Source organism: Burkholderia sp. LMG 13014, from assembly GCF_905232215.1.
In the GTDB taxonomy this organism is placed as follows: domain Bacteria; phylum Pseudomonadota; class Gammaproteobacteria; order Burkholderiales; family Burkholderiaceae; genus Burkholderia.
Genome location: NZ_CAJNKE010000171.1, coordinates 1 through 11,045 on the forward strand (window position 1 = coordinate 1; position 11,045 = coordinate 11,045).

Genomic DNA, 11,045 nt, shown 5'->3' on the forward strand with positions numbered 1-11,045 from the left:
AACACGCGCACCTTCTGCGACAGATGCCGGTTGTGCGGATAGACGATCGAGATCGGCTTCGGTTTCGGATTGCAGTCCGGCAGCACCTCGACCAGCGAGCCGTCGAGCAGGTTCGGCAGCACCATGAACAGCGTCGGCTGGATCATCCCGAACCCTTCGAGCCCGCACGTCACATAGGCATCCGAATCGTTGACCGTGACACTTCCGTTCATCCGCACCTCGAACGGCTTGCCGTCGATCATGAACACCCACGGAATCGCCCGCGCGCCGTGGCTCGAACGGAAATTCACCGCGTGATGCTCGGCGAGATCGGCAATCTCGTGCGGCTCGCCGTGACGCGCGAGGTAATCGGGCGACGCACACGTCACGCGCTTCAGCATCCCGATCCGCCGCGCGACCATCGACGAATCCTCGAGTGGGCCCACCCGGATCATGCAGTCGATGCCCTCCTCGACCGGATCCACGTAGCGATCGGAGAGCCCCAGTTCGAGCGTGATGTCCGGATAGCGCTGCCGGAAAATCGACAGCGACGGCAGCACGATGCGCCGCCCGAGCGAACTCGGCATATGGACGCGCAACACGCCGCTCGGCTTGCGGTTGCCGGTCTGGAAACTCGCGTCGGCCTCCGCGATCTCCGAGATGATCTTCATGCAATGCTCGTAGTACGCCGCCCCTTCCGGCGTCAGCGACAGCCTGCGCGTCGTCCGGTGCATCAGGCGCACGCCGAGCAGCGCCTCGAGGTTCTGGATGATGGTCGTCACCGACGCGCGCGGCATCGCGAGCGTGTCGGCCGCACGCGTGAAGCTGTTCGCGTCGACCACCCGGGTAAAAACTTCCATTGCCTGGATTCGGTCCATGCTGCTCCCCCTTCGAATCGCCAACGAAACAGAATAGAGCGCGCGACGGCCGCGGCACAAGCCCCCACCCATTGTTCTACGATCCTGAATAGTTTCGGCATTTCGGGCTGGAAAACGATCGATTTCCGTTCAGTCTCACCCGGCAATCGTTCCGGCCCCGATCGCAGCCGCCCGTCGTGCGTTACCGCACGAATCGCTCGCGATACCCCTGCGGCGACACGCCCAGCACGCGCACGAAACAGCGTCGCAGCGTCTCCTCGGAGCCGAAGCCGCACCGCGCGGCGATCCGCTTGACGGGCCAGGCCGTTTCGCCGAGCAGGCGCTGCGCAGCTTCGACGCGGATCTGCTCGACCGCGCGCGCGGGTGTGCGGCCGGTTCCCGCGCGGTAGTGGCGCACGAAGCTGCGCTCGCTCATGCGCACGCGCTCGGCCAGCGCGGGCACCGACAGGTCGTCCGCCAGGTGCTCGGCCATCCACGCGTGCAGTTCGCCGAACCGGTCGTCGGTGCGCTGCATCGACAGCATCGTGCTGAACTGGGCCTGCCCGCCCGGGCGCTTCAGGAACACGACGAGTTCGCGCGCGACGTCGAGCGCGGTCGCGCGCCCGAGATCCTCCTCGACCAGCGCGAGCGCGAGATCGATGCCGGCCGTCACGCCGGCCGAAGTCCACAGCGCGCCTTCGCGGATGAAGATCGGATCGGACTCGACGCGCACGTTCGGATAGCGCGCCGCGAATTCGTCGCAGCGCGCCCAGTGCGTGACCGCACGCCGCCCGTCGAGCAGGCCGGCCTCGGCGAGCAGGAATGCGCCGGTGCAGACCGATGCCACGCGCCGTGTGCGCGCCGCCTGCTGCTGCACCCAACGCACCAGCCGCGCATCCTTCGATGCCGCATGCACGCCCTTGCCGCCGGCGACGATCAGCGTATCGGGATGGCGCGCAGCCGAGCGCAGCGATTCCGCCATCACGACCAGGCCCGACGACGTCTCGACCGGCCCCGCCTCTGCTGCGATGACGCGCGGCGCATACGGCGCCGGCTGGCCGCGCTCCAGCGCGAGCTCGTTGACGGACGCAAACACCTGCAGCGGCCCCGACACGTCGAGCAACTGCGCACGAGGGAACGCGAGGACCAGGATCGAACGCGGAGCGGCAGGCATGGCGATTGGCTGAAAACGTGGGTGATATGGCAATTTCGCCAAACACTACGCGCCTAGAATCGATCTGTCCATCCGGTGCCCGCAACGGTTCGTTCCCCTTCCATTCGGAGTTTTCGCATGACCCTGCATATCGGCTTTCTCGTGTTTCCGGGCGTCCAGCAACTCGATCTCACCGGCCCGCACGACGTGCTCGCGTCGCTGCCCGACGCCACTGTCCATCTGATCTGGAAGTCGCGCGACACCGTCGCGTCGAGCAGCGGGCTCGCGCTCGCGCCGACCTGTACGTTCGACGACTGCCCGCCGCTCGACGTGATCTGCATTCCGGGCGGGATCGGGATCAACGCGCTGCTGCTCGATGCCGAGACGATCGCATTCGTGCAGCAGCGCGCGGCCGCCGCGCGCTACGTGACGTCGGTCTGTACGGGTGCGCTGCTGCTGGGCGTCGCCGGCCTGCTGCGCGGGCGGCGCGCGACGACGCACTGGGCGTTCCATGCGCTGCTCGAACCGCTCGGCGCGGTGCCCGTGCGCGAGCGCGTCGTGCGCGACGGCAACCTGATCACGGGCGGCGGCGTCACGGCCGGCATCGACTTCGCACTGACGATCGCCGCGGAGCTGGCCGGCGAAGAAGAAGCGCAGGCGATCCAGCTGCAGCTCGAATACGCACCCGCGCCGCCGTTCGACGCCGGTTCACCCGACACCGCGCCGGCAGCGGTCGTGAAGCGCGTCACCGAGCGCTCGGCGGCCGGCTTCGCGAAACGCAAGGAGACGATTGAACAGGCGCTGCGCGCGATGTCGAGCTGAATGCGGACGTCGGGACATTGACTCGAAAACTGGAAGACGACGCGCATTCGCGCCGGAGAACCCATCGATGAACATCATCCGCAGCGCCACGTTCACCGCAGACCGTGCGTGGGGCGCGCTCGACATCGCGAACCTGAACGGCACCACGGTCCGCCTGCACTGGACCGACCAGCCGTATCGATGGCATGTGAACGACGGTGAGGAAGTATTCGCAGTGCTCGACGGTCGCGTCGAGATGCGCTATCGCGAAGCAGGCGTCGAGCACGCGACGGTGCTCGAAACGGGCGACGTGTTCCACGCGGCGGCCGGTACCGAGCACGTTGCGCATCCGCTCGGCGAAGCACGCATCCTCGTGATCGAAACCGAAGGCAGCGTCTGACGGCCGGCGGCCATACGCTGACGCCGCGCGGATGGCAACCGCATCCGCGCGGCGGGTTTCATCCGGTGATCGTCCCGGTGGCCTGCGACGCGATCACCTTCGGCTGCGGCGTGCACATGCACTGGCACAGGTCGTGTTCGAGCGCGACGACCTTGCCCATCACGGTCATCGTCCGCTCGCTGCCATCCGACACGATCACGCCCGGCGACTTGCAGGCGGCGCAGAACACCGGCGCGCCGAGATAGGCGAGTTCGCGTCCGTCGAACGACGAATTGGCGATCCCGTCGAGTACGACGCCGCCGTGGTCGGTCGTGTCGCCCTTCAGAATGAATTTGCGGCTCATGTTGTCGGCTCTTCCGTCGGAAATGCCGTGCAACGCAGCAGCGCGCAGGCGGTCGGAATCCGCCCGTCGATCGCGGGCGTATCACCGCTCGCCGCGGCCGCCCCGTCAGGACTTGTGCTGTATGCCGCCACTTGCCACCACTCAGACGAACAACGCGATACACAGCGCGGCGCCGCACAGATACGTGCCGAGCGCGCCGACGAAACGGACGGGATTCGGGTTGGCCATCGTCGGCCACGCGAGCAATCCGATCACGAGCAGACAGCGGCACACGGTCGCCGCGACGATCAGCGCCAGGATCGCGCGCGATGGATCGTGCGTGCCGAAATAGAGAAACAGCACCGCGAGAAACGGCGCGTATTCGGCTGTGTTGCCGTGCGCGCGCACGATCTTGTGCAACCCGTTCGCCGGATCGGGGGCACACCCGGAACCGGTGGTGCTCCGAAAGCGCGTGACGGACACGACGAGCCCGAGCCCGAACAGCAGCAGCCCGAGGATGGCCGTGCACACGAGCGCGACGGGATGGATCGGCATGGGACTCCCGGCGAAAGCGGAAAGCGCCGCACATCCGACGATCCTACCCGCGGCCTGCGTGCGCGGCTATCGCGGAAACCCGCAGCATCTTCATACGACAGCGACGATTTTACGGGTGGGTTCCGGCCCGAATTGTCGCCCTGCCGCACCGCACGAAACCGGTGCATCGTGCGCGGGCCCGGTCGTCCGGGCCTGCCCGCCGACACCCTTGCCACGCGGGTGCTCCGGCCTGAAACGCGCAAACGTTACGCCGCCACGGCGCACCGCAACGTCGGTTGCCCCACCGCACAGGCACGCCCGTTGCGTCGGCGCATCTCGGTAGTGAACGCCCTTGGCAGCCCGCTGCGGAGGACTACACTAATCCTTAATGGGGTGCGGCCGGAGCCCGTGCCTTCAGGGAGACGCCGCCATGAATCGGCCGCTGAATCGTATCCTGCCGCGCGTGACCGGTCTCGCATCGGTCTGGACGTGGGTCAAGTGGTCTTTGCTGGCCGCGCTGCTGATCGCCGTGGCGATCGTTGCGCGACTCGTGCAGAGCGAGATCGAAACGTCCCGGCTGCAGGCGCACTACCTGTCCGAGCTCACCCGCGACGTCGGCTACACGGTCGAGACGGGCCCGAGCGATCACATCAGCTTCCCCGCCAACGGCCCGTACGACCAGCGCCTCGGCTACGCGATGATTCCGGCGTTCCAGGAGCGGCTGCTCGCGCGCGGCTTCGTCGTCAGCAAGCAGGCGCGCGATTCGCAGCGGATGCTGTCGCTCGGCGATCGCGGGCTGTTCCTGCCGTTCGAAGAGAAGGACCAGGCGGGCCTGATGCTGTTCGACTCGACCGGCGCGCCGCTGTTCACGACCGTGTTCCCGCAGCGCGTCTACGCCGACTTCGACATGGTGCCGCCCGTAGTCGCGGATTCGCTGCTGTTCATCGAGGATCGCTACCTGCTCGACGCGAACGAGCCGAACCGCAACCCGGCAATCGACTGGGGGCGCTTCGGGCGCGCGGTCGCCGACCAGGCGCTGCACGTCGTCAACCGCCATCAGGCGCGCCCGGGCGGCAGCACACTCGCGACGCAGATCGAGAAGTTCCGCCATTCGCCCGAGGGCCGCACCGCGACGCCGCCCGAAAAACTGCGGCAGATCGCGTCCGCATCGGTGCGCGCGTACCTGAACGGCCCGCAGACGATGCCCGCGCGCCGCACCATCGTCGTGCGCTACCTGAATTCCGTACCGCTCGCCGCGCGGCCGCATGTCGGTGAAATCACCGGCATCGGCGACGGTCTCGCCGCGTGGTACGGCCGCGACTTCAACGACGTGAACCGCATCCTGTCCGCGCCGACCACCGGCGACAACGTCGACGAACAGGGCAAGACGTTCCGCGAAGTGCTGTCGCTGATCATCGCGCAGCGCGCGCCGTCGTACTTCCTCAACCGCGGCTATCCGGCGCTGCAGAAGCTGACCGACAGCTACCTGCGGCTGCTGTCGAACGGCGGCGTGATCTCGCCCGCGCTGCGCGACGCCGCGCTCGCCGCGCAGATCGAACGCAGCGCACCGCCGGCCGCCGCGCACGTGCAGTCGTTCGTGTCGCGCAAGGCCGTGACGTCCGCGCGCGCGTCGCTGCTGTCGGCGCTCGGCATCAGCGACCTGTACCAGCTCGACCAGTTCGACCTGCAGGCGACCAGTACGCTCGACAACGGCGTGCAGCAGGCGGTCGCCGAACGGCTCGCCCAGGCATCGACGCGTGACGGCGCGCAGAAAGCGGGCCTGTACGGTTTCGAGATGCTTGCGCCGAAGGACGACCCGTCGCACCTCACGTACAGCTTCACGCTGTACGAACACCGCAACGGCGCGAACCTGCTGCGCGTGCAGACCGACAGCGTGAACGAACCGTTCGACGTCAATCGCGGCGGCCGCATCAACCTCGGCTCGACCGCGAAGCTGCGCACGCTGATCACGTACCTGCAGATCGTGTCCGACCTGCATGCGCGCTACGCGAACCTGTCGAATGCGGAGCTGGCCCGCGTGAAGCCCGACCCGCTCGACGGGCTGTCGCACTGGGCGCTCGACTATCTGTCGCATACGCGCGATCACTCGCTGCAGGCGATGCTGGACGCGGCCGTCGAACGCAAGTATTCGGCGAGCCCCGACGTGTTCTACACGGGCGGCGGCGCGCAGGTATTCTCGAACTTCGAGAAATCGGACAACGGCCGGATCCTGACGCTGCACACGGCGTTCGAGCATTCGGTCAACCTCGTGTTCGTGCGGCTGATGCGCGACATCGTCCACTACGAAACGCTGCAGGCGGCCGGCCCGTCGTCGTCGTGGCTCGGCGATCCCGAGCAGCGCCAGCATTACCTGCAGCAGTTCGTCGACGGCGAAAGCCAGGTCTACGTGAAGCGCTACTACACGCGCTATGCGGGCAAGGCGCCGGACGACGCGCTCGCGCTGATGCTGAAGGACGTGCGCAAGTCGCCGCCGAAGATCGCGACGGTGCTGCGCAGCGTCGCGCCGAACGAATCGCTCGCGTGGTTCGATGCGCAGATGCGCGTGCAACTGAAGGGCACGCCGGCCGCGACACTGTCCGACGATGACCTCGCCAAGCTCTACGCGAAGTATGCGATCGACCGCTTCAACCTCAACGATCGCGGCTATATCGCGAGCGTGCATCCGCTCGCGCTGTGGACGCTCAACTACCTGCGCGCGCACCCGAGCGCATCGCTCGCCGACGTCCAGCGCGACAGCCGCGATGCACGTTTCTACACGTACTCGTGGCTGTACAAGACGCGCTACCACGCGACCCAGGACCGCCGCATTCGCCGCATGGTCGAGTTGCGCGCGTACGCGGAGATCACGAAGTCGTGGCGTGCGCTCGGCTACCCGTTCGCGGAAGTCACGCCGTCGTACGCGGCCGCGATCGGCGCATCGGGCGACCAGCCGGACGCACTCGCGAAACTGATCGGCCTGATCGCGAACGGCGGCCAGAAAGCACCGACCGAGACGATCACGCGGCTCGATTTCGCGAAAGGCACGCCGTACGAAACGCGCTTCGCGCGCGCGGCCGCGCAGCCGCAGCCGATGCTGTCGCCGGAGATCGTCAACGTGGCGCACACGCTGCTGCGCGACGTCGTGCTCAACGGCACCGCGCGCCGCCTCGCGGGCGGCTTCACGCTGCCCGACGGCAAGACGCTCGACGTGTACGGCAAGACGGGCACCGGCGACCAGCGCTTCAACGTCTATGCGCGCGGCGCGCGGCTGATCGAGTCGCGCAAGGTCAATCGCAGCGGCACGTTCGTGTTCGTGCTCGGCGACCGGTTCTTCGGGGTCCTGACCGCAACGGCACACGAACCGTATGCGGCGCGCTACGACTTCACGAGTGCGATGGCGGTGCAGTTGCTGAAGTCGATGGCACCGGCGCTCGCGCCGCTGATCGAACGCCCGGCCGGCACCGGTAAGCGCACCGCGGGCCCTGCCCCGCAGGCGGAAACGCCCGCGCCGGGTGCCGCTACCGCGCAACCGTCCTGACGGCCACGCGACCGTTCATGCGCCGACGCGCCGCTCAGTGCGAGCGGCCGTCGTAGTGCGTGACCGGCAGCGCGTCGAGATCGACATCCTCGAGACAGCGCACGTTGATCGCGGCCATCGCGGTGCCGTTCGGGTGGACGCCTTCGCCGAACGTGTGAATCCCGCAGCGCTTGCAGAAGCGGTGCTTGATCACGTGCTTGTTGAACATGTAGGTCGCCAGGTTCTCGTCGGGCGTGAGCAGGGTCATGCTCGTGCGCGGCACGAACCACATCAGCGCGCCCTTGCGCTGGCAGATCGAGCAATTGCAGGCCATCACGCCCTGCAGGTCGCCTTCCGCCTCGAACTTCACATCTCCGCAGTGACAGCTTCCGCGATAAAGCATGGTCGTCTCCCGGTGCGGCCCGTGCGCATCGACGGCGCCCGGACGAGCGCCGTTGGCCAAGCCGATTCGATGCGCGTACAGTAGCGCGCACCCGCGGGGCCCGCAACGCCCGGCGGCGCCCCCCTTTCAGAACGAGGAGACACCCATGCTCGAACTGCGCCCCGGCTGCGAATGCTGTGACAAGGACTTGCCACCCGATTCCGCGGAGGCGCGCATCTGCACGTTCGAATGCACGTTCTGCTCGACCTGCGACGAGCAGATCCTCAAAGGCCAGTGCCCGAACTGCGGCGGCGAGCTGGTTGCCCGCCCGCGGCGGCCGGCGCGCCTGCTCGCGAAATATCCGGCATCGACGCAACGCGTGCTGAAGCCCGGCGGCTGCGCGAACGCCTGACGGCGCCGCACCGCGCGCGCCCGTCACGACATCTCGATCCGCGCGCGCGTCACCGCGAGCAACGCCGCCATCGCGCGGCGCGCACCGTCCTCGTCGCGCACGCGGATCGCGTCGCTGACGGCCGTGTGCTCGGCGAGCGATGCGTTGTACACGTCCGCGCGGCGTGCATTCAGATGCAGTTGCGCCTCGAGCGTGCGATCGATCAGCGTGCCGAGCGGCACCAGCAGTTCGTTACCGCCGGCCTCGAGCACGCTCAGGTGAAAACGCAGGTCGGCGCGCACCCATTCGTCGACGTTGCGCGCGGCGGCCATCGCGCGCGCTGCGCCGTCGATCGCGTCGAACGTGTCCGGCGTATGCATGCGCGCGGCGAGCGCGGCCGCATACGGCTCGACCATCTCGCGCATTTCCTGCAGCTTCAGCGCGAACGCGAGCGGCGGCGCAACGCGCGCGTACCAGTCGAGCAGATCGGCGTCGAGCAGGTTCCATACGCCGCGCGGCCGCACGCGCGTGCCGATCTTCGGCCGCGATTCGACGAGCCCCTTCGACGTGAGCGTACGCAGCGCCTCGCGCATCACCGTACGGCTCACACCGTACATCTCCATCAGGTCGGGCTCCCTCGGCAGCAGCGACTCGGGCGGGTAGTCGCCGCGCAGGATCGCCGTGGCGAGCCGGAAGGCCGTCTGTCCATGCAGGTCGCGTCGAATGATCGTTCTCCGTTAAGCCGGTACCCGGGCGTGCCGGCTGCCCACTATCTCACTATCTGCACAATAGTGCTATTAATACTATTTTTTATCGGGCTGCGCTAGGATAACCGCGAAAGCACGCGACCGTGCGCCGCGCCCGACTGCCCGCGCCGGTCAACCCTGGAGACCCGCATCGTGAAAATCACCCGCCTCGAAACCTTCGTCGTCCCGCCGCGCTGGCTGTTCCTCAAGATCGAAACCGACGAGGGCATCGTCGGCTGGGGCGAGCCGATCGTCGAAGGCCGCGCGCATACGGTCGAAGCCGCGGTGCAGGAACTGGCCGACTACCTCGTCGGCCGCGACCCGCTGCTGATCGAGGATCACTGGCAGGTGATGTACCGCGCGGGCTTCTACCGCGGCGGCCCGATCATGATGAGCGCGATCGCGGGTGTCGACCAGGCACTGTGGGACATCAAGGGCAAGCATCACGGCGTGCCCGTGCATGCGCTGCTCGGCGGCCAGGTGCGCGATCGCATCAAGGTGTATTCGTGGATCGGCGGCGACCGGCCGAGCGACGTCGCGAGCAATGCGCGCGCGGTGGTCGAGCGCGGCTTCAAGGCCGTGAAGATGAACGGCTCCGAGGAACTGCAGATCGTCGACACCTACGACAAGGTCGAGCAGGTGATCGCGAACGTCGCGGCGGTGCGCGACGCGGTCGGCCCGCACGTCGGGATCGGCGTCGACTTCCACGGCCGCGTGCACAAGCCGATGGCGAAGGTGCTCGCGAAGGAACTCGACCCGTACAAGCTGATGTTCATCGAGGAGCCGGTGCTGTCGGAGAACGCCGAGGCGCTGCGCGACATCGTCAACCAGACCAACACGCCGATCGCGCTCGGCGAGCGGCTGTACTCGCGCTGGGACTTCAAGCACATCCTCGCGGGCGGCTACGTCGACATCATCCAGCCCGACGCATCGCACGCGGGCGGCATCACCGAGTGCCGCAAGATCGCGACGCTCGCGGAAAGCTACGACGTCGCGCTCGCGCTGCACTGCCCGCTCGGCCCGATCGCGCTTGCCGCGTGCCTGCAGCTCGACGCGGTCAGCTACAACGCGTTCATCCAGGAGCAGAGCCTCGGCATCCACTACAACCAGGGCAACGACCTGCTCGACTACCTGCGCAACCCCGAGGTGTTCCGCTACGAGGACGGCTTCGTCGCGATCCCGCAGGGCCCGGGGCTCGGCATCGACGTGAACGAGGAGAAGGTGCGCGAGATGGCGAAGGCGGGCCACCGCTGGCGCAACCCGGTGTGGCGCCATGAGGATGGCAGCGTCGCCGAGTGGTGAGCGCGATGCGCAGCGCGCGCGGCTGCGGCCCGTGCGGTATGCCGCGGTAAGTATCGATTCGAGAACGGCTGCCCGACGGGCAGCCGTTTTTGCATGTGCAGTGCGACGCCCGGCATGTGCCGGGTGCGCGCGGGCGGCCTTGCGGCGCGCCTCTGCGCGCAAGCCCTGCCGTCAGCCGAGGGCCGCGAACCCCGGCACGCTGAACGACAGCACGGCGGCCGCGACGAACACGCCGATCATCGTCAGCGCTTCGAGATGCAGGATATTGCGGAACGTGTGCGCATCCTCGGTCGACGCGGTGCGGCGCAGGCGCGGCAGCGCCGAGAAGCGGTTCAGGCCGCCGAGCACGAGCGCGAGCGCGACGAGCAGCAGCTTCAGCAGCAACACGCGCCCCCACGTGCTGCCGTCGAGCGGCGCGAGCGAACCGCCGAGCCCGCGGATCGCGTTGAGCGCGCCGGTACCGAGCACGAAGACGACCGCGATGATCGACGTACGCGACAGGTGCTGGCCGATGCGGATCAGCGCGCCGCGCGCGACCGACGAACCGAGCACCGGCAGCACCGCGAGCCCGCCCGCGAGCACGAGGCCGCCCCACACGGCCGTCGCGAGCAGGTGCAGCGCTGTCTCGTTTACACATCTCCGAGCCCACGAGACTAGGCAT

11 protein-coding genes are annotated in these 11,045 nt (G+C 67.9%); 5 read left to right on the forward strand and 6 right to left on the reverse strand.

The features are described from left to right. Together JYJ84_RS18060 and JYJ84_RS18065 are read right to left on the reverse strand one after the other, a co-directional pair. The coding region (locus tag JYJ84_RS18060; RefSeq protein ID WP_186248683.1) for a LysR family transcriptional regulator at positions 1-857 on the reverse strand (857 nt) is incomplete at its 3' end. Between the two features lie 181 nt (positions 858-1,038). Beyond that, positions 1,039-2,010: a GlxA family transcriptional regulator gene (locus JYJ84_RS18065; RefSeq protein ID WP_175221664.1), complete on the reverse strand. Its 972-nt coding sequence runs from the start codon at positions 2,008-2,010 to the stop codon at positions 1,039-1,041. 117 nt (positions 2,011-2,127) lie between these two features. On the opposite strand from JYJ84_RS18065, the gene JYJ84_RS18070 reads away from it, so the two are divergent. Next, entirely contained in the window at positions 2,128-2,811 is a 684-nt protein-coding gene (locus JYJ84_RS18070; protein WP_175221663.1) for a DJ-1/PfpI family protein, read from the forward strand. A gap of 67 nt (positions 2,812-2,878) precedes the next feature. After that, positions 2,879-3,190, forward strand: a complete 312-nt coding sequence (locus JYJ84_RS18075; RefSeq protein ID WP_175221662.1) for a cupin domain-containing protein — start codon at positions 2,879-2,881, stop codon at positions 3,188-3,190. A gap of 58 nt (positions 3,191-3,248) precedes the next feature. On the opposite strand, the gene JYJ84_RS18080 is transcribed toward JYJ84_RS18075, so the two are convergent. Then, positions 3,249-3,533 carry a PAAR domain-containing protein gene (locus tag JYJ84_RS18080; RefSeq protein WP_175221661.1) on the reverse strand — a complete coding sequence of 95 codons (285 nt, stop codon included), beginning with the start codon at positions 3,531-3,533 and terminating at the stop codon, positions 3,249-3,251. A 141-nt stretch (positions 3,534-3,674) separates the two neighbouring features. After that, positions 3,675-4,067, reverse strand: a complete 393-nt coding sequence (locus tag JYJ84_RS18085; protein WP_175221660.1) for an MAPEG family protein — start codon at positions 4,065-4,067, stop codon at positions 3,675-3,677. Between the two features lie 409 nt (positions 4,068-4,476). On the opposite strand from JYJ84_RS18085, the gene JYJ84_RS18090 reads away from it, so the two are divergent. Continuing rightward, positions 4,477-7,584, forward strand: a complete 3,108-nt coding sequence (locus tag JYJ84_RS18090) for a transglycosylase domain-containing protein (RefSeq protein ID WP_175221659.1) — start codon at positions 4,477-4,479, stop codon at positions 7,582-7,584. Between the two features lie 34 nt (positions 7,585-7,618). Here the strand turns inward: JYJ84_RS18090 and JYJ84_RS18095 are convergent, their stop codons facing one another. Then, positions 7,619-7,966, reverse strand: coding sequence for a GFA family protein (locus tag JYJ84_RS18095; RefSeq protein WP_043190717.1), 348 nt, complete (start codon positions 7,964-7,966; stop codon positions 7,619-7,621). A gap of 145 nt (positions 7,967-8,111) precedes the next feature. Between JYJ84_RS18095 and JYJ84_RS18100 the strand changes: the two genes are divergently transcribed. Further along, positions 8,112-8,357, forward strand: a complete 246-nt coding sequence (locus JYJ84_RS18100) for a DUF1272 domain-containing protein (RefSeq protein WP_122946198.1) — start codon at positions 8,112-8,114, stop codon at positions 8,355-8,357. Positions 8,358-8,380: 23 nt separating this feature from the next. Here JYJ84_RS18100 and JYJ84_RS18105 read toward each other — a convergent pair whose 3' ends face one another. Continuing rightward, positions 8,381-9,013 carry a FadR/GntR family transcriptional regulator gene (locus tag JYJ84_RS18105; protein ID WP_235995892.1) on the reverse strand — a complete coding sequence of 211 codons (633 nt, stop codon included), beginning with the start codon at positions 9,011-9,013 and terminating at the stop codon, positions 8,381-8,383. 222 nt (positions 9,014-9,235) lie between these two features. Between JYJ84_RS18105 and dgoD the strand changes: the two genes are divergently transcribed. Next, positions 9,236-10,384 (forward strand): galactonate dehydratase, encoded by a 1,149-nt coding sequence (gene dgoD / locus JYJ84_RS18110; protein ID WP_175221658.1) that lies wholly within the window; start codon positions 9,236-9,238, stop codon positions 10,382-10,384. Positions 10,385-11,045: the final 661 nt, after the last annotated feature.